This window comes from Sporolactobacillus shoreae (assembly GCF_004684935.1).
Classification (GTDB): Bacteria; Bacillota; Bacilli; order Bacillales; family Sporolactobacillaceae; genus Sporolactobacillus; species Sporolactobacillus shoreae.
This window is the reverse complement of record NZ_SRJD01000016.1, coordinates 57,852-80,831: the sequence shown is the minus strand read 5'-3', so window position 1 is coordinate 80,831 and position 22,980 is coordinate 57,852. Positions and strand designations below refer to the sequence as shown.

The 22,980-nt window shown below is 46.1% G+C and carries 23 protein-coding genes and 1 riboswitch; of the genes, 15 read left to right on the top strand and 8 right to left on the bottom strand.

All coding sequences use genetic code 11. From position 1 onward, the window contains the following. Nucleotides 1–23 precede the first annotated feature (23 nt). On the top strand, nucleotides 24–188 hold the full coding sequence (locus E4665_RS18190; protein ID WP_167815206.1) for a hypothetical protein: 165 nt from the start codon (nucleotides 24–26) through the stop codon (nucleotides 186–188). 31 nt (nucleotides 189–219) lie between these two features. Here E4665_RS18190 and E4665_RS13095 read toward each other — a convergent pair whose 3' ends face one another. Continuing rightward, nucleotides 220–1,218 carry an RNA-guided endonuclease TnpB family protein gene (locus tag E4665_RS13095; RefSeq protein WP_135349251.1) on the bottom strand — a complete coding sequence of 333 codons (999 nt, stop codon included), beginning with the start codon at nucleotides 1,216–1,218 and terminating at the stop codon, nucleotides 220–222. A 245-nt stretch (nucleotides 1,219–1,463) separates the two neighbouring features. Here E4665_RS13095 and E4665_RS13090 point away from each other — a divergent pair, with 245 nt between their 5' ends. The 4 genes from E4665_RS13090 (at nucleotide 1,464) to E4665_RS13075 (ending at nucleotide 7,334) form a co-directional block, all read left to right on the top strand. Further along, complete coding sequence (locus E4665_RS13090; protein ID WP_135349250.1) at nucleotides 1,464–2,036, top strand: TetR/AcrR family transcriptional regulator; 573 nt, start codon at nucleotides 1,464–1,466, stop codon at nucleotides 2,034–2,036. A 141-nt stretch (nucleotides 2,037–2,177) separates the two neighbouring features. Beyond that, nucleotides 2,178–4,727 carry a YhgE/Pip domain-containing protein gene (locus tag E4665_RS13085; RefSeq protein WP_135349249.1) on the top strand — a complete coding sequence of 850 codons (2,550 nt, stop codon included), beginning with the start codon at nucleotides 2,178–2,180 and terminating at the stop codon, nucleotides 4,725–4,727. Nucleotides 4,728–4,956: 229 nt separating this feature from the next. Next, on the top strand, nucleotides 4,957–6,012 hold the full coding sequence (locus tag E4665_RS13080) for an ArsR/SmtB family transcription factor (protein WP_135349248.1): 1,056 nt from the start codon (nucleotides 4,957–4,959) through the stop codon (nucleotides 6,010–6,012). Nucleotides 6,013–6,110: 98 nt separating this feature from the next. Then, nucleotides 6,111–7,334 carry an MFS transporter gene (locus E4665_RS13075; protein WP_167815205.1) on the top strand — a complete coding sequence of 408 codons (1,224 nt, stop codon included), beginning with the start codon at nucleotides 6,111–6,113 and terminating at the stop codon, nucleotides 7,332–7,334. Nucleotides 7,335–7,483: 149 nt separating this feature from the next. Here the strand turns inward: E4665_RS13075 and E4665_RS13070 are convergent, their stop codons facing one another. Continuing rightward, nucleotides 7,484–8,134 carry a histidine phosphatase family protein gene (locus E4665_RS13070; protein WP_135349246.1) on the bottom strand — a complete coding sequence of 217 codons (651 nt, stop codon included), beginning with the start codon at nucleotides 8,132–8,134 and terminating at the stop codon, nucleotides 7,484–7,486. Between the two features lie 231 nt (nucleotides 8,135–8,365). On the opposite strand from E4665_RS13070, the gene E4665_RS13065 reads away from it, so the two are divergent. The 3 genes from E4665_RS13065 (at nucleotide 8,366) to E4665_RS13055 (ending at nucleotide 12,008) form a co-directional block, all read left to right on the top strand. Continuing rightward, nucleotides 8,366–9,352: a lipoate--protein ligase gene (locus E4665_RS13065; protein ID WP_135349245.1), complete on the top strand. Its 987-nt coding sequence runs from the start codon at nucleotides 8,366–8,368 to the stop codon at nucleotides 9,350–9,352. Between the two features lie 119 nt (nucleotides 9,353–9,471). Beyond that, nucleotides 9,472–10,731: a M48 family metallopeptidase gene (locus E4665_RS13060; RefSeq protein ID WP_135349244.1), complete on the top strand. Its 1,260-nt coding sequence runs from the start codon at nucleotides 9,472–9,474 to the stop codon at nucleotides 10,729–10,731. A 176-nt stretch (nucleotides 10,732–10,907) separates the two neighbouring features. Then, nucleotides 10,908–12,008, top strand: coding sequence for a D-alanine--D-alanine ligase (locus E4665_RS13055; protein ID WP_135349243.1), 1,101 nt, complete (start codon nucleotides 10,908–10,910; stop codon nucleotides 12,006–12,008). Between the two features lie 88 nt (nucleotides 12,009–12,096). On the opposite strand, the gene E4665_RS13050 is transcribed toward E4665_RS13055, so the two are convergent. Next, entirely contained in the window at nucleotides 12,097–13,044 is a 948-nt protein-coding gene (locus E4665_RS13050; RefSeq protein WP_135349242.1) for a 3D domain-containing protein, read from the bottom strand. A gap of 348 nt (nucleotides 13,045–13,392) precedes the next feature. Here E4665_RS13050 and E4665_RS13045 point away from each other — a divergent pair, with 348 nt between their 5' ends. Both E4665_RS13045 and E4665_RS13040 read left to right on the top strand, forming a co-directional pair. After that, nucleotides 13,393–13,908: an acyl-CoA thioesterase gene (locus E4665_RS13045; protein WP_135349241.1), complete on the top strand. Its 516-nt coding sequence runs from the start codon at nucleotides 13,393–13,395 to the stop codon at nucleotides 13,906–13,908. Nucleotides 13,909–14,062: 154 nt separating this feature from the next. Beyond that, nucleotides 14,063–14,158, top strand: a complete 96-nt coding sequence (locus E4665_RS13040; protein WP_135349240.1) for a YjcZ family sporulation protein — start codon at nucleotides 14,063–14,065, stop codon at nucleotides 14,156–14,158. Between the two features lie 123 nt (nucleotides 14,159–14,281). On the opposite strand, the gene E4665_RS13035 is transcribed toward E4665_RS13040, so the two are convergent. The 3 genes from E4665_RS13035 to E4665_RS13025 all read right to left on the bottom strand — a co-directional run bounded on the left by E4665_RS13035 (nucleotide 14,282) and on the right by E4665_RS13025 (nucleotide 17,097). Next, a complete protein-coding gene (locus tag E4665_RS13035) occupies nucleotides 14,282–14,890 on the bottom strand; it encodes an ECF transporter S component (protein ID WP_135349239.1) in 609 nt (202 codons plus the stop codon). 242 nt (nucleotides 14,891–15,132) lie between these two features. Then, a riboswitch (FMN riboswitch) is annotated at nucleotides 15,133–15,263 on the bottom strand. A 367-nt stretch (nucleotides 15,264–15,630) separates the two neighbouring features. Continuing rightward, a complete protein-coding gene (locus E4665_RS13030; RefSeq protein ID WP_135349238.1) occupies nucleotides 15,631–16,545 on the bottom strand; it encodes a 1,4-dihydroxy-2-naphthoate polyprenyltransferase in 915 nt (304 codons plus the stop codon). A gap of 270 nt (nucleotides 16,546–16,815) precedes the next feature. Beyond that, entirely contained in the window at nucleotides 16,816–17,097 is a 282-nt protein-coding gene (locus tag E4665_RS13025) for a YdbC family protein (protein WP_135349237.1), read from the bottom strand. Between the two features lie 193 nt (nucleotides 17,098–17,290). Between E4665_RS13025 and E4665_RS13020 the strand changes: the two genes are divergently transcribed. After that, entirely contained in the window at nucleotides 17,291–17,782 is a 492-nt protein-coding gene (locus E4665_RS13020; RefSeq protein ID WP_135349236.1) for an NUDIX hydrolase, read from the top strand. Nucleotides 17,783–17,958: 176 nt separating this feature from the next. Here E4665_RS13020 and mscL read toward each other — a convergent pair whose 3' ends face one another. Beyond that, a complete protein-coding gene (gene mscL / locus E4665_RS13015; RefSeq protein ID WP_135349235.1) occupies nucleotides 17,959–18,426 on the bottom strand; it encodes a large conductance mechanosensitive channel protein MscL in 468 nt (155 codons plus the stop codon). Nucleotides 18,427–18,578: 152 nt separating this feature from the next. Between mscL and E4665_RS13010 the strand changes: the two genes are divergently transcribed. Continuing rightward, entirely contained in the window at nucleotides 18,579–19,133 is a 555-nt protein-coding gene (locus tag E4665_RS13010) for a superoxide dismutase family protein (RefSeq protein WP_135349234.1), read from the top strand. A 68-nt stretch (nucleotides 19,134–19,201) separates the two neighbouring features. Here E4665_RS13010 and fabL read toward each other — a convergent pair whose 3' ends face one another. Next, on the bottom strand, nucleotides 19,202–19,957 hold the full coding sequence (gene fabL / locus E4665_RS13005) for an enoyl-[acyl-carrier-protein] reductase FabL (protein ID WP_135349233.1): 756 nt from the start codon (nucleotides 19,955–19,957) through the stop codon (nucleotides 19,202–19,204). 279 nt (nucleotides 19,958–20,236) lie between these two features. Between fabL and menB the strand changes: the two genes are divergently transcribed. The 3 genes from menB (at nucleotide 20,237) to E4665_RS12990 (ending at nucleotide 22,969) form a co-directional block, all read left to right on the top strand. Continuing rightward, complete coding sequence (gene menB, locus E4665_RS13000) at nucleotides 20,237–21,058, top strand: 1,4-dihydroxy-2-naphthoyl-CoA synthase (RefSeq protein WP_135349232.1); 822 nt, start codon at nucleotides 20,237–20,239, stop codon at nucleotides 21,056–21,058. Nucleotides 21,059–21,082: 24 nt separating this feature from the next. Next, complete coding sequence (locus tag E4665_RS12995; protein ID WP_135349231.1) at nucleotides 21,083–22,579, top strand: o-succinylbenzoate--CoA ligase; 1,497 nt, start codon at nucleotides 21,083–21,085, stop codon at nucleotides 22,577–22,579. Nucleotides 22,580–22,651: 72 nt separating this feature from the next. Beyond that, entirely contained in the window at nucleotides 22,652–22,969 is a 318-nt protein-coding gene (locus tag E4665_RS12990; RefSeq protein WP_135349230.1) for a hypothetical protein, read from the top strand. Nucleotides 22,970–22,980 lie beyond the last annotated feature (11 nt).

The window sequence follows — 22,980 nt, the reverse complement described above, 5'->3', positions numbered from 1 at the left end:
ATTTCAATCAGGAGATGAATGCCATGAGTAGACGACGCAAGGTGTCCTTATTTATCTTTGCCAGTGTACTGATTCTCGTTGATATAGGCAATGTCAAATCTGTGAGAAAAGAAAACAAGTCTTATTATAAAGTGGACAAAAGCGAAATTGAGAAACTACTGAACCGAGTGAAAGATTTGTTAATCTGAAGGCTGTGTTAATAGTCAATGTTGATTTTTGTTACCCCATTGATTGGAGCGAAAAACAACAGACAAGTTTTAACAAAGCCAATCTGAAAGAGGCTCCAATTATCGGCCACAGAGGCCGATTTTTTTGATTCCGAAGAAGATTTTGGGCTTTCAAGTTCTCCAAGGCGATCCGATCATACGTTTTCACGAGTTGGGTCGTCAATTTATGGAGCTTGTCCGCCCGCTGGTTCGCTATTTTTTCATGAATTAGAGCGACTTGAAGGCGAGCTTTGGCTACGTTTTTAAAGTCCGCCAAGGTGCGGGGTACGGGCAGCTTTTGGTGGTGGTCCCAGGCAATAGCTTTTTTCGCCAGCCGTTGCCGCCGGGCTAATGTTTGCTGCCACAGGCGAAGCTTACGGGCTAAGCTCTGATCAAAACGAGTGGTGGGATGTCGGAGACCCTCCACGGAACCCACGAGCAGGTCTTTTACACCTAAGTCATAGCCGACGGTTTTGCCGGTTTTCGGGAAGGCTTGGTTTTCGCCTTCCACGGTTAAGACGGCAAAGTATTTCCCTGTCGGCGTGCGGTTCAGGGTGACTTGTTTGATCGTTTCCGGGAGTCGTTGTCCGGCTTTAAAGCGAAGAATCCCCAGTTTCGGCAGGCGAATCCCATGATCGCCGACGGGCTGGATGTTGCCATTCACGCACTTGGAGGTATAGCTTTGCTTGAAGGCGTGTTTGGTTTTGAACTTGGGATGCCCTTTTTCTTTTCTAAAGAACGCGTGAAAGGCTTCTATTAAATGTTGATTGGTGACTTGTAGGCTGGTGCTCTCCGCTTCTTTAAGAAAGGGATGTTCCTTTTTCAGCAGAGGAAGCAAGTTATTCAGAGCATAAGCAGTCAAAAAAGAAGCCTTGGGATTATTTTCATGCCGCTCATTGAGCATCGCCAGCATCTGATTCCAAACAAAGCGGGTGCAGCCAAAGTTTTGAGCCAATTGCTGGCGTTGCTGTTGGTTGGGATAGATTCTCAATTTTATGCCCCTCATCACCATGGAATTCACCTCCTTTTGAAATGATTATAGAACGCACGTTCCCTTTTTTAACACAAGAGGGTACGGTTATTTTACCTCTATGGGGTTGCCCAAGACGCGGATTCATCTCGTCATTAAAATGGACGAGTTTTCTCCGCTGGCAACCCTTAAATAAATTTTCTTGCACCTCAACGTGTGATGTGGTATTATTTTTTACGAAACAAAATGACTAAAATGTTCATTCGGTCAGAATATGGTGATGAAAAATGGTTGTTGATCGGAAGGAAAGTATTACAAAGGCTGCGGAAGAGACTTTTGCCTCATTCGGTTACAAAGCGACGACGATGGATCTTGTGGCGCGTGTGGCGAGCGTCGGCAAGGGGACGATTTACACTTTTTTTAAGAATAAGGAGGAATTGTTCTATGAAATCATGAACCAGTTCATCCAAAAGGTGAAAAAAGTGGCGACTGGCGCGATCAGCCCGGAAGATACTTTCTTCGAAAATCTTCACCGGGCATTGTTCAGTGTGCTGGAATTCAGAAAAGAGCATCAGCTGACGATTAAACTGACTCAGGAAATCAGAGAAATCGGTACCATGCAGGCGAAACAGGCATTGGGCGATGTTGAAGACGCGATTCTCGATTTTCTCGTGGACATCATCAAGGAAGCGGAGAAGAAGGGTGACATCAAACACTGTGATCCGAAGGTGACAGCATTTGTTATCCTGAAACTGTACATTGCGCTCGTCTTTGACTGGGAACAGCGCCATGAACCGCTGTCCAGTAAAGAAATTGCCGATCTGTTCGAGTTGTATCTTGTCAGAGGTTTAAAAAAATAGTGATTGGTGATCCCCCTATTTTTTTAAACTGAAATGACTAAATGACCAAAATAGTCATTTAGAAAATATTTTGTCATAGGTTAGAAATTAACCGCGTGGACAGCAGAGAGTTGAGATTTATAGAAAAGGGTGTATCTATTTATGAACTTTATTCATTTGATTGTTGCGGAATTGAAGGCGATCGTCGCAAAGCCGCATAACATCGTCGTCATGGTTGCGGTCATGTGTGTCCCGCTGCTGTACGCAGGCATGTTCCTTTACGGGTTCTGGGATGCTTTTGGCAAAACGGGTAATCTTCCTGTTGCTGTCGTTAATCAGGATCAGGGGGCAGAGATCGCCGGAAAACAGATTAATGCCGGTAATGATCTGGTTAAGAATCTGAAGAAGAACAACAGTTTTGACTGGCAGTTTGTCAGCGAAAAAGAAGCTCAGGATGGTTTTAATAACAATCGCTATTTCATGACTGTCCGGATTCCGGCATCTTTTTCGAAGAACGCGACGACGCTGATGGATCAGAAACTGAAACCGGCCAGCATGGATTATCGGATTAACGCCGATTACAATTTTATTTCCTCCAGAATGGCTGATCTGGGACTGCAGCAGCTGAAAACACGCATATCCAATGAGATAACGAAAACCTATGCCCAGTCAATGTACGCTCAGATTGATCAACTGACCCGCGGCCTGAGTGACGCAGCGAGCGGTTCAAAATCACTCGCAAGTGGAAGCAAAAAAGAAGTGGACGGACTGAACAAGCTCAAAAGCGGATTCAAAACCATGATGAGCGGCACGACACAGTTGGCAGATGGAACCGGAAAGCTGGCGAGCGGGGCGTCACAGTTGAATAACGGTGCCAAGACGCTGAGCAATGGTGTTCAGCAATACACGGGCGCCGTAAGCCATCAGATTGTTCCCGGATCCGGTCAGCTGATTTCCGGCTTGAATCAGCTGAACAGCGGCATACAGCAGCAAAACCTCGGCGCAAATGTCAGCAGCTTGAATAACGGGATGCAGGAATTTTACTCCATTATTCAAGGGCTGCCGGGACAGATTAATAACTCTATTAATCCCACGGTGATCGGAGAAGCAGCAAAACAGCAGATTATTAGAAATGAATCACAGATCGAGAACGGTGCTGTAGCTCAGGCTAGCAATCTTAAGGCACAATCAGATGCGGCAGCGGAGCAAATTACGGGCGGCATTACTCAATCCGTGACACAGTCACAGGCGACAATCAGTAAATCCCTAAGTTCGAATTTACCGACCAATATTGAGCCCCTACTCATTGCTGCAGTTGAAAAGGCGACAAATAATAATACGCCTGAAAACACGGCAACACAAATAGCAGAGGGAATTCTAAGTAACCCAGACGTGGTGTCACAGTTAAGCAAAACATCGGATGATGTGGCAAATCAAACGATAACTACTATTAATTCTGCAATCTCTGGAAATGCACCAACAATTTCAAGCAGCTTGCAGCAATCTGCAACAAACACGATTAAGCAAACTGCTTTTGGTACAGCGCAACAAATCGCTCAACAGACAGCTTCAAACACAGCCTCTCAGATTAAAAGTGGAGTTGTCAGCAGCCTGCAGCAGAAGGATCCGACAACCGGCTTGACTCTGAATTCAGCTGCTCAGCAGTTAGCTTCCGGAACATCCCAATTGGCTGGAAGCAGTGGAATCCCATTGATCATTTCCAGTGTTAATCAGGCTGCTCAGGGGGCACAGTCGTTAAACAGCGGACTGAATCAGCTGAACAGTAATTCTGGAAGCCTTGCAAGCGGAGCGTCGACCTTGGCAAGCAGTACGGGAGCATTGGCGAGTGGAGCGCAATCGCTCAACAACGGCGCTCACCAGTTGACGAATGGCACCCATCAACTGTCCGGCGGCGCGAACCAGCTCTCGTCCGGCGCTCAGAAGATTTATGACGGCAATACGAAACTCGGAAACAGTCTTTCCGATGCACACAGTCAGCTGGCCAAGACGCCGACGAACAATGCACACGCGACTCAATTTGCTCAGCCGGTTACGACCATTGACGGATCTCATCAGGCGGTCAATACGTTTGGATCAGGCTTTGCGCCATACTTTATTTCCCTGGGGCTTTATGTCGGAGCCCTGCTGCTGACGATCATTTATGATCTTGGAAAACCGGCGGGACTGGCGACGGCAGGATGGAATATCGCACTCAGCAAATTCTTTATCACGATCCTGATGTCAATCGGGCAGGCGCTGCTGATTGATGTCGTTGTGCTGAAAGGGCTTGGCCTCCAGGTTAATAATCCGGCAGTATTTATCGGTTTCACGATACTGACGAGCATGAGCTATATGGCAATCATTCAGTGGCTCGCGGGCTCCTTCAACAATGAGGGCCGGTTTGCCTGCATCGTCATTCTGATTTTTCAGCTTGTGACGAGCGGCGGCGCATACGCGATCCAGCTGATTCCGAAGTGGCTTCAGGCTGTTTCACATGTTCTGCCGATGACATACAGCGTTAATGGCTTCAGAAATATCATCGACGGACATCAGCATCAGATGTTCCTTCAGAACGTCACGGCGCTTATCCTGTTTGTGGTCATTGGTCTGACACTAAGCATTATCACGTTCTCGATCAAATTTCATTGGAGCAAGAACGAAACCAGATCTATGAGCAGAACTGGCGCTTCAACATCGTCCCTGGAATCCTAAGCTAAGCACTAAAAACACCTTTATGAGTCTGATAGGCTCACCTAAAGGTGTTTTTTTCTTTTGCGAATTTTGGAGCATAGTAAAAAGGAGGGAGCGCATTTCAATAGTACAGTGAAAATTTTTCTTTTCTATTGGTTCAATAAACACTGAATATGCGTTATAATTTCACTAATATAAAAATAACAATTTTATCTAAATCGAAATTGTACTAACTATTGGAGCGATTTGATTGGCAAATACAATGCCTGAAATTCATTATCTGACTTCTCCCGTATTTGAACTGCTGGCAGCGATGTTTCGTGTAACAACACATGAACGAATCGAATTAGACGATTCCCGGAATTTTAAGGGAAAACCGTTTGAATTGAAGCAGTGGGTGGAGCAGAAGAGAGCGATTTTGCCTCAGAATGTAAAAGACGAACTGGATGTGTTTTTCAATTATGAGAGCTACCTGGGTTTAACGTTGATTCGTTTTGCGTGGGATGAAAAAAACTATCACGATATTGATTCCTTCTTAGAGTCGCTGAAACAATTCCCCAGTCAAAAATTATTCTCCTATTTTCTTCACACAGGTTATGGACCGGAGGGCACTATTAACCCCTTAAATCTGGAATCAACGACAGCAAATATTGATTCGAGTAACCTTCCGGAACAGGAAAAGTGGAAATTGCTCTATCTGTATGTTCATAAAGAGGAAACCAAAGAACGCCTGGTTAAGCTTTTGCATGATTTTTCCCAAATAATAGAAGATGAATTAAGCGGATTCATGGAAAAACAACGAATTACAATCAATAGAGTGAAGAGTTTTGCCGAAGCATATGGAGAAGAAAAGTTTTTACAACTTATTTCAAAGAAATATCAGATGCCTGTGGATCAGATGGATGAGGTTGTTCTTGCCCCTTCTGTGTTCTATGATGACTGGTCTTTCACTACCAGCACTGAAAATTTCTGCCTCTTTTTATTTGGTATCAAGCAGCTTCCCTTTGAAGAATCGGGGTATTCTGCTGACAGAGACAAAGTGGATCAGGCATTCAGAGTACTGGCTGATGAAAAACGTATCAGCATAATTCGCCTGCTGAATCAGAGTCCGCTTTACGGTTATGAGTTAGGCCAGCGACTGCATCTTTCCAATTCAACAATCTCTCATCATTTATCTTCACTGGCGCACTATGGTTTGGTCAGACCTGTCCGGAAAGAAAATCGAATTTATTACGAGGTCAGGGATAAGCAAATTAAAAAATTAATGAGTCAAATGCTTCAATCTTTAGTTAAAGATCAGGACTGATCAGACGCGGTCCGGCGCCGACTGGGCCTTTTTTTGCCTTGTTATTCGATGAAAATCAAATAATTAATTCTATGTATATTAAATGTGAGGCGAACAGGATGAACCAATTAGTGAAAAATCGTCAATTTGTACTTCTGCTTGGAGGACAGGGGATTTCTATCTTAGGCGATCAAATTTATTATATCGGTCTAATGTGGACGATTATGAAACAGACAGGCTCAGCCATGTCCCTCGGAATGAGCGTTTTCTGCATGACGCTTCCCTCAATCCTCGTCATGCCTTGGGCAGGTGTTTTTGCTGATCGGAATATAAAAAAACAAATATTGATTATTTCAGATTTTTTCAGAGGTTTGATAATGTTTGTGATCGCTTTTCTGACTTTGGAAGGGCATTTCTCACTAATCGCCATTAATTTGTTTCTCGCCTTGATTTCAGCGATGAATGCTTTTTTCTCGCCGGCCCTTTCTTCGACAATTCCGCTTATTTTGGATAAGAACAATCTATCAAAAGGAAACGCAGTTTTTGAATTTATTCGCCGCTTTTCAACGATTTGTGGGCCGGTCATCGGAGGTATATTGATTTCATTTTTGTCAATCAGTTCAGTATTTGCTTTAAATGGTCTATCATTTATCATTTCTTTTTTCTTCTCACTTTTTCTGAAGGTTCCTGCAGTCAGTCAGCCGGAGCATAGTGAATCATTTTTAACGAGGTTTAAAGAGGGGTTCTTCTATACACTTCGAATGAAACGTCTTTTATGCCTCACTTTGGTAGGGGGCGTCATTATTAACTTTTTCCTGGCACCGGTTGAAATTTTCCTTGTTGTTATCAGTCATCAATTGAAATTCGGATCAGCAGGGTTGGGCTGGATTGATGCGGCGATATCCATTGGCGCTTTGTTGGGGGCTCTTACCATTTTTTTCGGTAAAACGGGTCATTTAATCAGGATGGCAATGATTGGTCTCGTCATGGAAGGCGTTGCATTAATGTTAGCGGGACTATTGCCAGATTTTATTTCGATGGCTGTTTTTTTCGGATTACTCGGCCTGGGGGTCAGTTTCGCAAGTATCGGTATTGGAACGACGTCTCAATTAATTACCGAAGATGATAAAAGGGGACGGGTCAATAGTTTCGGTGCGATGTTGAGCTCCAGTACCGTTCCTTTGGGCACACTTTTCGGCTCATTTCTGGTCGGCCAACTACCGGTTCATTGGATTCTTGTCTGTTTCGGACTAATTGTCGCCGGCTCGGGAATGACACTTTACTTTCCTTTTAAAAAAGAACTGCTTGGCACTGAAACAAAAAACGGTTTAACCAACCAATGATCTTCCCGCTGATTTGCGTGGCCCAATGTTGTTTCATCGTCCCTATTTTTTATACATATTAAAAAAATCGCCCGAATTGTCATTGAGCGATTTTTAAAGTATTTGAGTGATTGCACGATGCTACGCACGAGCTTAAAGAATGGATCAAATCATAGATCTTCAGTCCGGCCGACATACGCAATCTCAAATCGGCCATCCTTGTAAATAAGCTTGGTTACGCTTGTATTCGGAATAGGCGGCAGGTGTTTTCTCTGTTTGGCCAGTGTATAGACGGCACAATTGATAAACATCCCATGGCTGACGGCGAGGATACTGGTTTTTCCAGACGAGGCGAGGCGATCCAGTATATGCTCCAGCCTGTCACGGACATCTTCATAGCTTTCGCCGTAGCCGGTTGTATCCAGCCTTTTCAGGGCTGAAAGGCCTTCGATCCTTATTTCATCCGGCGCACCACCATTCAATTCAGGGTTACCCGATTCCTCTCCTGCCCTTGCCCAAACATCGTCGTTCGGTTCACCTTCAAACATGCCAAAGCTTGTCTCACGAAGGTCCGCCGTTTCAATCACAGGAAGATCCGGATTCGCTGAATGGGAAAGCAACAGGTGCGCGGTCTTTACGGCGCGGCTCAGATCGCTTGAGTATGCCGCGTCGAAAGTGATACCCTCCTGTTTGAATCGTTCACCGAGCTCTTCAGCTTTCCGTTCGCCTTCTTTCAGGAGCGGCGTATCAGAGATCCCCTGAACTTTATTCAGTAAATTAAAAAGTGTCCGTCCATGTCTGACCAGATAAATGGTTGTCATCCGCGCTTCCTCCCGACTTTTGTTAATGGCTGCTCACTGCAATAATAAATCCGTACCGTTTAGCAGCCGACAAAATTAGCTTAGCGTAAATTCGGCTATCTTGTAAAGAAAAAAAGGGATGATGATTCCAATCATGTGGATCATGCTAATCACGCAACAATCTGGACGACCGTCTGAAACCGTTTTAAGATAGAGAAGGATTTACTGTTTTGCGAAGGGGGAGGAAAATGAATGAAATATATCAATAACCGGGACATTCTGGACCAGACGCTTAACTTTGCGATGGAAGAATATGCCCTGAAACATCTGGATATTAATGAGACCTACTTGATGTTTTATCGGATGACGCCGACGGTGATTGTCGGACGGAATCAAAATACGGTTGAAGAAGTGAACATGGATTATATCCGGTCGCACAAAGTAACGGTGACCCGGAGGCTTTCCGGCGGTGGGGCCGTCTACAATGACCCCGGTAACCTGAGCTTCAGCTTTATTTCAAAAGATGACGGGGACAGTTTCAATAATTACAGGAAATTTACGGAGCCGGTGATCCGGGCGTTGAAAGCTATGGGAGTCGAAGCAAAGCTGGAAGGTCGCAATGACCTAACCGTAGAGGGTAAAAAAATTTCCGGCAACGCTCAGTTTGTAACGGGCGGCAGGATTTTCAGCCACGGCACGCTTCTTTTTGATGTCAATCTTGACAATGTTTCAAAGGCTCTGCACCCGGATGCTGAAAAATACGAGTCCAAGGGCATAAAGTCTGTTCGGAGCAGGGTGACGAATATCCGGGGACATCTCTCAGAGGACATGGATATTCAGCAGTTCCGGGAAACGCTGCTTCATTATATTTTTGATGATGGGGAAATCCCCGAATATGACATCACGGATGAGGACTGGACCAACATTGTCGCTATTGCACAGCACCGCTACCGTGACTGGGACTGGGTTTACGGAAAATCTCCTCAGTTTAATGTCCGAAAGGCGCACCGTTTTCCCGGCGGCCGGATTGACATCCGTCTGGATGTAAAAAAAGGTGTCATCGAACAGGCTTCGATTTTTGGAGATTTTTTTGGTGTTGAAGATATTTCGGATATTGAAAACCTGCTGACTGGCACAAAATATGAACCGGATGATGTCGCTTCAAAGCTTAAAACTGTGGACGCGCATCGGTATTTCGGGAAAATAGGCCTCGAGGATCTTCTGAACATCCTGTTCTGAAACATGATCCTTGGGCAAGGGCTTGTTCTAAACGTCTTACGGGAAGATTAAATTTAGAGTAGTCAAGTCCGGTCTTTGAATGGCTGAGTTTTCCCGGGGACGGGGAGGGGGAGTTCTTTTTGAAGAAAATTGGCTGGAGTTTCATGGCGGCATATGGCATCTATCTTGTGATCATGGCTGCCTATTTTTTTATCTGGGTGAAAGCGGGTGTTCCGCCGCAAGCGAAGGGAACTCCGGCAGATCCTTCTTTGTTCATGTCACAGCATCAGCTGGCTGAAAGCGCCCGGTACAATTCGTGGCGCCATTTCATATCATTTGCCTCGATTCCTTTGGAGTGGGGCGTTTATCTGTTTATACTGATTTCCGGATTTTCCCGATGGCTGAGAAATTGTTCGGAACACATGTCGGGTCTCTATCTTGTGCAGATGCTGTTCTGCTTTGCCGCTCTATCCCTTATTTCCGCAGCTGTTTTTCTACCTGTTGACTATATTTCATACAGGTTGTCGCTTCATTACGGGATATCGGTTCAGCCGCTTCAGAGCTGGCTGAGGGATCAGGGAATCGGTTTTGTTGTCGACAGCCTGATCGGCTTTATCGGGCTCGCAACCGTGTTTTTTTTCATCCGCAGAAATCCGAGAAACTGGTGGCTGCCGGTCTGGCTGCTGGCTATACCATTTATCGTTTTTTTAATGTACCTTCAGCCGGTCGTGATTGATCCACTGTATAATCATTTTCAAAGTCTGCCGAACGGGCAGCTGAAACAGGAAATCCTGAATATGGCCTCAGAAGCCGGAATCCCTGCTCATAATGTGTATGAAGTGGACATGTCGAAGCAGACGAACGCGATGAATGCCTATGTGAATGGCGTCGGTTCGAATCTGCGGATTGTCCTCTGGGATACGACGGTCCATCAGCTCAGCCGACCGGAAGTATTGTTTATTATGGCTCATGAGATGGGGCATTACGTTATGCACCATATACTCTGGGGGATGGCGGCGGCACTCACAGGGCTTCTGATCGGACTGTTTCTGGCGGCGAAATTGCTGCTGTGGATTGTTGAAAGGTGGGGGCCGCGCCTGAACCTTGCCCATCCTGGTGATCTGGCCGCGCTGCCCCTCGTCCTTCTGCTGCTGGCCACATTGTCATTTGCCGGCGAACCTGCGCAGAATGTGGTTTCCCGTCAGTTCGAGCACGCGGCGGACACTTATGCGATCCACATGACACAGAACCGGAGCGCAGCCATTTCTTCCTTCCAGAAATTGTCATCGGCAAGTCTCGGCGAAATTAATCCGCCGGCTCTGGTCAAATGGATCCAGTATGATCACCCGACCATGCTGGAACGAATAGATTATTTTGAACATGTAACATTAAAAAAGTAAAAACGGCCCAACGGCGCGATAAGCTGCGATGAAAAATTAGCTTAATTACTTCATTTTTCTTAATCGGTTTGTGCTAAACTAATAATTGGCGTCCGGATCGGGGCATCCTCAGAGCAATCATGGTTCCAATCCTGCCATCTGTTATTGAAATCGGAAAGAGAATAGAGGAATTGATCATGACGAATAAGAAAAAAACGGTCGCCGTGCTTTATGGCGGAAAATCAACGGAGTACGAAATTTCGCTGCTGACCGCATTTTCTGTAATTAATGCGATGAATCTGGAACATTACCGGGTTCAGCCAGTTCACATCCAACAGGACGGACGCTGGATTGCCGGCCCTGAAATCACGAAGAAGCTTGAATACAAGGATCAGCTGCTTCTTAATGAAAATGCCTCTCTCGAATCTCAGGCGGAGCATTGGCTCGCTCCTTCTTCGCCCGTTCTTGGGAATAACCGTCCGGATATCGTTTTTCCGCTTCTGCACGGGCCGAACGGGGAGGACGGAACCGTTCAGGGACTTTTTGAATTACTGAATATCGCCTATGTCGGCTCTGGTGTTGCCGGTTCAGCTGCAGGCATGGATAAGGTGCTCATGAAGGATATCTTTACTGCGCATCACATTCCGGGTCCGGGTTACTTGTCAGTCTCACGTTTTGAATGGGAAACGGACGCGCCTGAAGTGATTCTTAATGTAAAGAATACAATTGGATATCCGTGCTTTATCAAACCAGCAAATTGCGGTTCCAGTGTCGGTATCAGCCAGTGTCTCAGTGAAACCGAACTTTCGGCGTCTGTTACAGACGCCTTCCGCTTTGACACCAAGGTCATCATTGAAGAAAAAATTATCGGGCGCGAGGTAGAAGTCGGTGTCATCGGCAACCATCATCTTTCAGTTTCAGTTCCGGGTGAGATCATTACCCAAGGTGCCGCATTTTATGATTATCAGTCAAAATATGTAGAGGGTAAAAGTTCATTGGTTATACCTGCCGACTTGCCTGAGAAAGTCAAAGCGGAGCTGGAGGATGTGGCGAAGCGCGCTTTCAGGGCACTGAGCTTATCCGGTCTTGCCCGTGTTGATGTTTTTGTCCGAGAAAAAGACCAGCGTGTCGTTGTCAATGAAGTGAATACGATGCCCGGATTTACACAATTCAGCATGTTTCCGTTGCTTTGGAAGCACACAGGGTTGCCCTATCAGCAGCTTATTGAAAGGCTAATTGATCTGGGTATTGAAAGATATAATGATAAGCAAAAAATCCAGTACCGGATCGATAAATAATTAATGTGTTTGTTTTTTGATTCATGCAACCATGTAAAAAGCCGATGAACGTCATGTTCATCGGCTTTTCCATATATTTTTATGGTCGTTAGTGAAGAATCTGGATTGTCAGAGTTCTTACTCCGAAGTTCAGTGCCGCTGTCTTGCTTGGGAAATGAATATCAATCCGATTGCCCTGAATGCTTCCTCCTGTATCAGCTGCCAGATAAATGCCGTAGCCCGGAATCAAAACGCGGGATCCGAGTGGAATGACATCGGGATCCACGGCGATCACTTTAGCGTCCGGGTTTCCGCTGAAATCAATTCCGGTGGCTGTCCTTCCGCCAAGCGCGTAGCTTGTTGCCACCACAGTCAGTGACCTTGATGACTGTGAACGAACGACCGAGCTTTTCCGGCTCTCAGGTTTGTAAACAACAGCTTTAACAACCGGATGCTGGTTCTCACGCGCCTGTTTGAGTCTTGCCACTATTTCCGCGGCTTTTCTGGCTTTCTCGGCGCGGGCCTTCTGAGCCTTTTCTTCAGCCGCTTTTTTTGCTTTCTCTTCTTCAGCCTTTTGATCCTGTTTTTTTATTTCTTCTGCTTTTTTCTGGAATGCTTTGGCTTCTTCCGTGTTGCGGTACACATCGTAAAGGGCCGTTTTTGTAGCGGCGCCGACAATACCGTTATCCGCAATCTTCTGATCGGACTGGAATGATCGGGCAGCGTCTGACGTAAGTGTATCGAATATTCCGTCAATGTTGCCGCTGTAATAGCCCAGCGCGTGAAGTGCATCCTGAAGCTCTACAACAGAAGGACCGGTATCCCCCTGCTGAAGCAAACTGTTTCCGAATATGCTGTTGTTATCATTGGTGTCTGTTTGCCCGGCCGGATCCAACAAACTGAAGCCGACCGCGTCCGATGTGAGTTCAGGATTTTTTTTGATCATGTGACTATCATTTGTACTGTTCGTCTTGGCCAAAACGATGGTCGTCGGTGCAAGAATTCCGACACACACCGTCAGGCTTGTTACCGCCGTCAGCCTTTTAATGATATTCATATAAGAAAAACCTCCTTAATGTGCAAAACAAGATTTGCACTTGTTTTGCACCCAACGGTAATTGTAAGCGTTGAATATCTCAGGCATGTTTTAGCCACATTACAGTTCTGTAACATTGAGATAGGAAAAAATGAATTTGTCAAGAGCATTTCAGCGTTTTTTGCACTTTATTCGATGTAAAATTTCCCACATGTTTGTTTAAAAAACGTTAAAATGTAGAGAAATGACGGGAAGGCCAATCTCGTGTCGAATAAAATTCCTGACCTTGCATTTGGCCGCCCGTCCCGTTTTGATTTATGATAAAGTAAGACTTTCAAATATGTGGCAAATGCCGCGGAGGAGAAAAAAATGGAGGCTAAAAAGGCTAGAGAATCACGATCCGTGACATCAATCCATGTCATGCCGAACGATACAAATAACCATGGTACTTTTTTTGGCGGAAAATTAATGATGTATGTGGACAATATCGGAGCGATTGCCGCAATGAGACATGCCCGTCAGCTTGTCGTCACAGCTTCAATCGATTCCGTTGACTTCCTTCATCCAATTAAAGCTGGATCCTCGGTTTGTCTGGAAGCGACTGTCACTTGGACCCATCATACTTCCATGGAAGTTTTCGTGAAAATTATTACCGAAGATCTGATGACAGGAGAACGGACGCTTTGCACAACCTCTTTCCTAACTTTTGTCGCGCTCGGCCCGGACGGCAAAGTGGTGCCGGTCCCAAAAGTGATCCCAGAGAGCGAGGAAGAAAAAATGCTGTATGATACAGCTGAAAAGCGTTATCTTCATCGAAAAGAGAGGAGAAGCGAAACAAAGGCGTTTGTCTCAAAACTGACGCTAAATAAACCCTGGGAACGATGAGGAAGCAGAAAAATCGCAATGAGCTAATCTGGGTCTCTTAATAGCAAATCTGCCCGCTATTCAAAGTCCGCACCAATAACGTCCAAGCGAATACAATAAAGTGTTGAGCCGTGTAAACTGCTCAAAATCAATGGTTAAAGGGGCGGGTGACGATATGGGTGCAACATACGGAGGATCCGGAAGCGGATTTGCATTAGTCGTTGTTCTGTTCATTTTGCTGATTATTGTGGGCACTGCCTACGTTTATTAATGTGTTGAGGATCTGAAAAATCAGGACATGTCAAAAATACCCGCCGACAGTTTGAAGCTGTCAACGGGTATTTTTGTGATTTGGCTGTTATTAATTGAATCATTTAATCAGTGAAACAACAGGTCAGCTAACTGTTCTTTTACGGCTGATAAAGCCGCGGAGACGTGCGAATACCGGGATGATCAGAATCGTGAGTGCGATGCCTTTCAGCAAATTAAACGGAGCGACACCGTAGACGATAAGTGTGAGGAGGTTCTGGATACTGTGATTGGCGCTTTGCGCCACCGAAACCGCCGCATTGATACTGAATCCAAGGAACAGGGCATACCCCGGGAAAATGAGATAATAATTTGCCACCGACATAATGATCGTCATTGCCAGTGTCCCAATAATCATTCCCGTTGCGAGCGCCGATAATGAGCGCTTTTTGCGGTAGAAAAGCCATGAAACCAGAATGAGTATGGATCCGGCCGAAAAGTTAGCCATTTCTCCAACCGGCACGACAGTCAGCGATCCGGTCAAAAGAACGTGAAGAATATTTTTAATGAGTTCTATGGCGATTCCGGCAATTGGACCCAGAATCATTGCTCCGATCAGCGCCGGCAGGTCACTGAAATCGAGTGTCAGAAACCCGGGAATCATGGGTACCGGAAAGGCGATCAACATGATTAGAAATCCGATTGCCGATAATAAGGAGACTAAAATCATTTTCTTAAGCGATGACTGCATCATCAAAAACCACCCCATAAAATTTTTTTTGGGGACGGTGCCTTGCGCTTCAGTAGTTCTGTTTCAGGTTGCCCAGATGAGAGAGCTTTCTCTAAGTATGGGTTCGTTGTTCCACTCAAAAATAAAAGCCCAGGGGAATCTTTTCCCCTCGGGCTTATTTTCAGATGGACTGACTGCACGGTGAAACAAAACCGCAATCTGATTCACTCATCGCAAAACAGAAGGCGTTTAAAAAGCGCCATGACATCATCCTTCTTTCATCCAGACTTTACTGTCGGTTCCGGCTTTTTACCGGATCAGCCATATGGCTCGCGGACTCTGGAGTATTACATCCAACACCGCCGATCGGGAATTTCACCCTGCCCTGAAGGAAACTGTTATTCAATTAACAAATACATCTTACACGTTTTTCTTTTTTTCAGCAATACATTTTACTCGAAACGAGAAGTCATTATAAAAAGAATTTGGTGAAGCCAAGCTTTTAGTGCAGGCTGAGCCTATGTTGTGGCGGCCTGTTTGGTTCTCACTAATCCTCCCTTTAAATCGTTGTAAGAAAAGTTGGTCAAAAATCGCCCGCTCCTGAGACTGTTTTGCATCAGTCGCATGTACGATGATGCTTCAGGCTGAAGCAGAATGTATTGTGCTTCAGATTTTAATGCTGAGCCCAGTCCATTCACAATTTTCTTATCCTTGGAAAAAGGGGCGACCAATGATAAAGGCCGCACCTGTTCCCAGCATACTATTTAAATGAAATGGTCAAGTACCAAACCGATGGAAAGCAAAAGACCAAACAATGTCGTCATCTGGGCTGTAGCCTTCATGGCCGGCATCAGTTGAATCGATTTCGTCTTTCCATGGAAAAGCTTTGTGGCTTGTATCGCTTTCGGCAAGCTTGCAAATACGATCAACAGCCACGCGGATTCGACATGAAAGATCATCAGACCGATAATCCACAGGTAAGAGAAGGCAAAAAGTGCGGCCAGAAGATTAATAGCCCGAGTGCGTCCGAGAAGAATAGGGAGTGTTTTACGCCCTTTTTCCTGATCGCCTGACAGATCACGGATGTTGTTGGCCATATTGATTCCCCCGACCAGAATACCGATCGGTACAGAAATCAATATGGTGCTCAGTGTCAGTGTTTCCGCCTGAATAAAGAAAGAGATCCAGATAATAAATACACCCATAAACAGGCCCGAGGCGAGTTCCCCGAATGGCGTATACGCAATCGGATAGGGTCCGCCGGAATAGAGATACCCGGTTAGCATGCAGACGATTCCCGCAAGAGCAATCCACCAGCTGCTCTCGATGCAGATATAAACTCCGATGAGGATGGAGATCAAGCAGAGCATGAGCGCAAGGTTCAGAATCGTTTTCGGACGGAACCCGTCGCGGACAATGCTTCCTCCAATTCCCACAGATTCCGATGTATCGAGACCTCTTTTATAGTCGAAGTATTCATTAAACAGATTCGTCGCGATCTGGATCAGCATTGAAGCAGCCAGCATGGCGATAAAAAGAGGAATATCTGGTTTTTTCATCGGAAGAACGAGAGCGGTACCGAGTGCTACCGGGACAAAAGACGCAGTCAGGGTGTGAGGCCTGATCATTTTCCACCATTTTTTGAAGCCGGTATTCTTTTCAAGTACCCTATCACCCATTTAATAACCTCTCCCAGTATTAATAGATTATCTGTTTCATAGAAATTACATTTGAGCTGTCAGCTCTACAGACACTTAATCGACAAGATTTATCATTCTCAGTGTATGGAAATGAGCGAAAGCTGTCAATACCGTGAGCTCAGTGGCATAGAAAGTCTGATTGAGGGCCGGGAGAAGGCAACATATGGTTGGGGTGAAAAGAAGTGAAGACAGGTTAAAACGATGGTCAATATCCGTGATATTAGCGAATTGATGAATAAGTAAAGTGAATTAGGATTGGACAGCCGGAGGGGTCTCAGATTGGAGTGCCAATGAAGTCTGCGGAAAGCGTGTGTTGAGCAAAGTTCGGAGCATAGCGCATTCGACGCCGGTCAATGTGATTCCACGTCGCATCTTTTTCTTGTCCGGGGCCCAGCTTCGAATGTCATACTTAGCGTCCCTGTCATTCCAGCTGACAAGGTTCAGTTCTTTGGTCCAACCTCCGGGCTCTTGTGCGATCACCCCAAAATGTTGAATCACGCTAAAACGGATTTCTGTTTTTGCTTCTGCCATAAAATCACCTCATGTTTTGTTTTGAACAAATGTTCTGATAATATGTTATCAAACGAACAAACGTTCTGTCAATAAAACTTTCAATGATCTTAAAAAAAACTGTGTGATGTCCGTTGATTCGACACAATTTTGTTATAATGAAGCTAGTATCCGTTCTATTTCAGAATTTTGAGCGGATAAATGGGGGACGCAGATGCTTCGCTATACACTGGCATTTATCAGACACGATGGGAAAATACTGATGATAAACCGGGAGAAGAATCCGTGGCAGGGCGCCTGGAATGGCGTCGGCGGAAAACTTGAACCCGGCGAGTCACCCGAGGAATGCGTCGTTCGTGAGATCGGAGAAGAGACAGGAGTCAGTATCAAGAGGCCTGTTTTCAGGGGAATCGTAACCTGGAATCCTGATAGTGAACCGGTGCAGGGAATGTATGTGTTTGTCGCGGATATTAGAAACATGAATGGTCTTAGCACCCCCATGGGTACACGGGAAGGGATCCTCGAGTGGAAGAGTGAGGAATGGGTCCTGTCTGAGAGTAACTACGGAACCGTACCCACTCTCCGTGTTTTTATGAAAGCCGTTCTTGATATTGATGGCCACCGTCCTGCCGATTATCACTGCACTTTCGACCATAACCGGATCATCGAAACAGAAGTTAGGCCGCTGCCTGTGAAAATCAGGTAAAGGAAAAATGGCAAATAGAAAGATCGACTCAAAAGTTAGAGAAATACTCAAAAGCCCGGCTCGCTTAGCCGGGCTTTTTATAAAAGGCTTTGTTAAACTTGTCTGTTGTTTTCCGCTCCAATTAACGGAGGGGCAAAAACAACATTGAATTAAAACTTAGCCTTTAAAAAAATCAGTTATTGTTGCGGATTCAACTGAACGGATTCCTCTAAGGGAAGATCACCTGTGCAGTGCGGGCACTTTGTCGCTTTGAGGGGAATTGAAGAAAGGCAGTAGGGGCAATTTTTTGTTGTCTGTTCGGCAGGCTTTTTGCGCGACGCTTTATTGACTAATTTGACAGCGAAGAAGATGACAAGAGAGATAATCAGAAAATTTACAACAGAATTAAGAAAATTTCCGTAGTTAATGGTCGGAGCGCCAGCTTTCTGAGCTGCCGACAAACTGCTGTACGGATGGCCAGATAAGTTAATGTAAAGACTGCTGAAATCTACTTTTCCGAGCAAAAGGCCGATCGGTGGCGTGACAATATCCTTGACCAGTGAGTTGACGATCTGTCCGAAGGCAGCACCGATAATGACCGCAATCGCGAGATCCATCACATTGCCTCGGGAAAGAAATTTCTTAAATTCCGTTAATGTTTTCAACTGCTGCACCTCCGTAATCCCGCTATTTTAATTAAGTTCCATATGGGGAAAAGCATAACATGTCATCGAAAAAATAGAAAGAGCGGATGGGTCAGAACGGTGCTGAGTAGAAAATGCGCGGATGCGCATCCTAACGGCGGGAGATGATCCATTTGAATTTCAGAAAAATAATCTATCTGGCGTGCTTTGCTCTGGCACTCGCAGTGGTGGTCTATGAGCATCATCCGGGAGCAAAAGTAAGCGCAAAAGAAAATAATGTCGAAAGGCTGGTCGTTCCGCTGATCAATGCCGACAATGAAGAGGTCGGTGAAGCGGTTCTGACCGAAACAGTGAAGGGTGTCCGGATTTCACTGCGCGCCGAAGGGCTGAAGCCGGGAATCCACGCGATTCACTTTCATGAAATCGGGAGCTGCACGCCTCCTGATTTTATGTCCTCCGGCAATCACTTTAATCCAGCGCACAGGCAGCACGGTCTGAAAAACCCCAAGGGGCCGCACGCAGGCGATATGCCTAATGTTTTTGCCGACAGCCATGGAAATGTCAAAACAGTCATCTATAATCCTCGGGTGACACTGCAGAAAGAAAAAGAGAACTCGCTTCGGGATGCCGACGGATCGGCACTGATTATCGAAGAGTTCGGTGACGATCAGGAAACGGATCCTTCAAGCAATTCGGGGAAACGGGTGCTTTGCGGCGTAATCAAGTGACGACGTAATCAAAAAAGCTGTTTCTTTAGTCGGATTTTCGGCAATGAAACAGCTTTTTTGATTCTGTGTTATTCAGCGAGAAGCGACAGGCCGCCGTCTACAGTGATCGTTTGCCCGCGGATCATAAAAGCCGCAGGTGTACAGAGAAAATAGACGGTTTCCGCAAGATCTTCAGGTTCAACAATCCGGCCAGCCGGATTGTGCTTCGCCGCCTGCTGGAGAAGTTCTTCACGGTTCGGAAAATGTTTCAGTGCGTCTGTGTCCACGGCGCCTCCGGAAACGGTATTTACGGTTATTTTCATCGGCGCAAGTTCAACAGCGAGATAGCGCGTGATCGCTTCAACCGCCGCTTTTGAAACACCGACCACAACATAATTCGGGAGCGCGCGGACAGCGCCCAGACTGGAAAGAGCAACGATATGCCCGCCTCCGGTCTGCTGCATCCGCTTTGCTGCCTGCTGGGCGGCAAATAAATAAGCCTTGGCATTAATATCCTGCGTCCAGTCCCAGTGCTTTTCCTGAATATCCATGAGCGGGCGCTGAACACCGGAGGCCGCGTTATTGATAAACACGTCCAATCTTCCGAAAGCCTCATCCACAGCTTCGAACATTTGATTAACCTGTTCCAGTTCGCCCACGTTTGCTTTGACAATTTTTACCTTGACGGGATATCTTTCTTCAATGTCGCGCTTTGTCTCTTCGGCGTTACTTGCTTTCCGCGCGTAATTCAGGACAAGATTGTAACCGTTCTGAGCAAATTTTTCTGCAATTGCTTTTCCTATACCGCGGGTTCCCCCGGTAATCAGAGCAACTTTTTTATCCAAGACTGTTCCCCCTTCGAACCTTTGCTAAAAAAACGCGAAGCCGGACAGTACTTTTTGCTGTTTCCCGTTTTTTTTTCAATGGTACAAGTATAGCAAAGTCACTGAAAATCGGGCAAGCAGGCTTTCATCGGGCTAAAATATAAAAAACTGGGTTTCCTAAAACGGTGTTCCAGGTAGTAAAAAATATCCGATCCAAAGGTTCATATGATAAAATGATAGTCGTGTGAAAAGGCACAAGAGAACTTGTACATACTTTGAAGCTGAAAGGAAGTCATGATCATGTCATCTATAGAGTGGGAAACGATCGAACCCTACGATGAAATTCTATTTGAGCGTTATGAAGGCATCGCCAAGATTACAATTAACCGTCCGCGTGTGCGCAATGCGTTCACACCGAAAACAGTCATGGAAATGATCGACGCTTTTTCAAGGGCCCGTGATGATTCAAGTATTGGCGTTATTATTTTGACTGGTGCCGGGACACTGGCATTTTGCTCCGGCGGGGATCAGAAAATCAGAGGGAACGGCGGCTATGTCGGAAGCGATCATATCCCACGTCTGAACGTGCTTGATCTGCAGCATCTGATCCGTATTATTCCGAAGCCGGTGATCGCTATGGTTGCCGGATATGCGATTGGCGGGGGCAATGTGCTCCAGATCGTCTGCGATCTGACAATCGCTGCGGACAACGCTGTTTTCGGACAAACAGGGCCGAAAGTCGGCAGCTTTGACGCCGGGTATGGTGCCGGCTATTTAGCCAGGATTGTCGGGCACAAGAAAGCGCGTGAAATCTGGTATCTGTGCCGGCAGTATAATGCGCAGCAGGCACTCGATATGGGACTCGTCAATACAGTAGTTCCGCTGGATCAGCTTGAAGAGGAAACGGTTGAGTGGGCCAAGGAAATGCTTTCGAAGAGCGCGACTGCACTTCGCTTTCTGAAGGCTTCTTTCAATGCGGACACGGACGGTCTGGCCGGACTTCAGCAATTGGGTGGCGATGCGACGATGCTTTATTATACGACTGATGAAGCGAAAGAGGGGCGGGACGCTTTCAAAGAGAAACGTGATCCCGATTTCAGTAAGTATCCGAAGTTCCCGTAAGTAACAGGAGGAGATTATGCACCCATGCAGAATGCGATGATGCCGAATTGGCTGATGCAGCGCGCAAATCTGACACCTGAACGGCCGGCTTTTGAGACTGATGGCGATATCATTTCGTTTCGCATGCTTTGGGAGCAGGTTTATGAACTTGCCGGGAAGCTGGCGTCACTGGGGATTCGAAAAAATGATCATGTTGCCCTTCTGAGCGGCAACAGTCTGGATCTTGTTCGCTTTTTTCACGCGCTGATGGCGATCGGAGCCGTGGGGGTACCGCTTAATACACGGCTGAGTATTGAGGAACAGGTCTGGGAGATCGAAGACAGCAAAGCCAGCTGGCTCATTTTCGATGATAAAAATCATTTATTCAATTCTGCAGCAAATGAACCCCGCTTGTTTCATCGCATTTCTATCAGTCAGGTGAAGCGGCAGTCTCATTCGGAGGTGAAACTGCAGGCGGAATTCAGCCTAGATGCCCCTTGTACGATGATCTACACTTCTGGAACGACGGGAAAACCAAAGGGAGTCGTTCTGACCTTTGGCAATCACTGGTGGAGTGCGGCCGGATCAGCCTTAAATCTGGGTTTGACAGAAACTGACAAGTGGTATTGCTGTGTCCCGCTTTTTCATGTCAGCGGCTTGTCCCTTTTAATGAAAAATGTCATTTATGGAATGCCGGTTGTTCTCGCGAAAAAGTTTGATCCGCACGAGGCAAACCAAATGATCTGTAAAAATGGCGTGACGATGATCTCTGTTGTCGCAAACATGCTGAGGCGGATGCTTGACGATCTGGGAACTGCCAGCTATCCGGATGCTTTTCGCTGCATGCTGCTTGGCGGCGGGCCGGCGCCTCTTCCGCTCCTGCAGCGTAGCCGGCAGAAAAAGATCCCTGTTTATCAAACATACGGACTGACAGAAACTGCTTCTCAGATGGTGACATTGCCCCCCGAATTTATGTTCTCGAAACTGGGATCGGCGGGAAAACCGCTTTTCCACGGAGAAATTCGGATTATTAAAGAAGATCGGGTTGCAGATCCTGGAGAGGCGGGTGAGATACAGGTCCGCGGTATGAATGTGAGTCCGGGCTACTGGAACCATCCTGAAACAGCGGACAGAACATTCAGTGGCGGCTGGCTGCGAACGGGCGACATCGGCTATCTGGATACGGACGATTTCCTTTACGTACTTGACCGAAGAGATGATCTGATCATATCTGGGGGCGAGAATGTATACCCGGCTGAAATTGAATCCGTACTGCTCGCTTTTCCGGACGTCGAAGAAGCAGGGGTCATCGGCGTTAAAGACGAACAATGGGGTGAGGTGCCCTTCGCTTTTGTTCATATGAAACCGGAGCGTACAGTCAGTGAAAAAGACATTCTGGATTTTTGCCAAAAAAAACTTGCCCGTTATCAGTTGCCGGTTGGCATCCAATTTACCGGACTGCTTCCGCGAAACGCGTCTCGTAAGTTGCTCCGCAGAAAGTTAGTCGACCGGCTGCCCAAAGAATTTTCTGCTCAGAAATGATCTTTCACCATCTTTGGGGTATGATAAAAGCGGAATAGGGTCATTTGATAACAGTGAGAAGGACTGATCGGAATGATTATTGTCTACCTAAGTCTGGGACTCGTTGTAGCAGCTGTCATCGGATTTTTCTTTTCGGCTGCGGCGACGCTTAAACGAATGAACGGAACGATGGCAAAAGTCTCTAAAACCAGTGAGAAAATGCGGCGTCAGGCCGAAAAAATTGGCGCGGAAAAAAACACGTTGACGCAGAACATGTCCTCAATTCAGCTCGATTTTGTCAAAAAGAAGGAAACAGTTCGGTCGGTATCCCGGCAGGTTCAGCAGGTGGTTGTTCTAGCACAGGAAAATTTTTATAAAACAAAAATGTCTCTGAAAAAGGAAAAAGCGTGAAGAAGATGACG

Bases quoted from the DNA above. Each gene is read 5' to 3' on its own strand.
- E4665_RS18190 (WP_167815206.1), top strand. From the start codon at position 24: ATGAGTAGACGACGCAAGGTGTCCTTATTTATCTTTGCCAGTGTACTG.
- E4665_RS13095 (WP_135349251.1), bottom strand. From the start codon at position 1,218: ATGGTGATGAGGGGCATAAAATTGAGAATCTATCCCAACCAACAGCAA.
- E4665_RS13090 (WP_135349250.1), top strand. From the start codon at position 1,464: ATGGTTGTTGATCGGAAGGAAAGTATTACAAAGGCTGCGGAAGAGACT.
- E4665_RS13085 (WP_135349249.1), top strand. From the start codon at position 2,178: ATGAACTTTATTCATTTGATTGTTGCGGAATTGAAGGCGATCGTCGCA.
- E4665_RS13075 (WP_167815205.1), top strand. From the start codon at position 6,111: ATGAACCAATTAGTGAAAAATCGTCAATTTGTACTTCTGCTTGGAGGA.
- E4665_RS13070 (WP_135349246.1), bottom strand. From the start codon at position 8,134: ATGACAACCATTTATCTGGTCAGACATGGACGGACACTTTTTAATTTA.
- E4665_RS13065 (WP_135349245.1), top strand. From the start codon at position 8,366: ATGAAATATATCAATAACCGGGACATTCTGGACCAGACGCTTAACTTT.
- E4665_RS13055 (WP_135349243.1), top strand. From the start codon at position 10,908: ATGACGAATAAGAAAAAAACGGTCGCCGTGCTTTATGGCGGAAAATCA.
- E4665_RS13050 (WP_135349242.1), bottom strand. From the start codon at position 13,044: ATGAATATCATTAAAAGGCTGACGGCGGTAACAAGCCTGACGGTGTGT.
- E4665_RS13045 (WP_135349241.1), top strand. From the start codon at position 13,393: ATGGAGGCTAAAAAGGCTAGAGAATCACGATCCGTGACATCAATCCAT.
- E4665_RS13040 (WP_135349240.1), top strand. From the start codon at position 14,063: ATGGGTGCAACATACGGAGGATCCGGAAGCGGATTTGCATTAGTCGTT.
- E4665_RS13035 (WP_135349239.1), bottom strand. From the start codon at position 14,890: ATGATGCAGTCATCGCTTAAGAAAATGATTTTAGTCTCCTTATTATCG.
- E4665_RS13030 (WP_135349238.1), bottom strand. From the start codon at position 16,545: ATGGGTGATAGGGTACTTGAAAAGAATACCGGCTTCAAAAAATGGTGG.
- E4665_RS13025 (WP_135349237.1), bottom strand. From the start codon at position 17,097: ATGGCAGAAGCAAAAACAGAAATCCGTTTTAGCGTGATTCAACATTTT.
- E4665_RS13020 (WP_135349236.1), top strand. From the start codon at position 17,291: ATGCTTCGCTATACACTGGCATTTATCAGACACGATGGGAAAATACTG.
- menB (WP_135349232.1), top strand. From the start codon at position 20,237: ATGTCATCTATAGAGTGGGAAACGATCGAACCCTACGATGAAATTCTA.
- E4665_RS12995 (WP_135349231.1), top strand. From the start codon at position 21,083: ATGCAGAATGCGATGATGCCGAATTGGCTGATGCAGCGCGCAAATCTG.
- E4665_RS12990 (WP_135349230.1), top strand. From the start codon at position 22,652: ATGATTATTGTCTACCTAAGTCTGGGACTCGTTGTAGCAGCTGTCATC.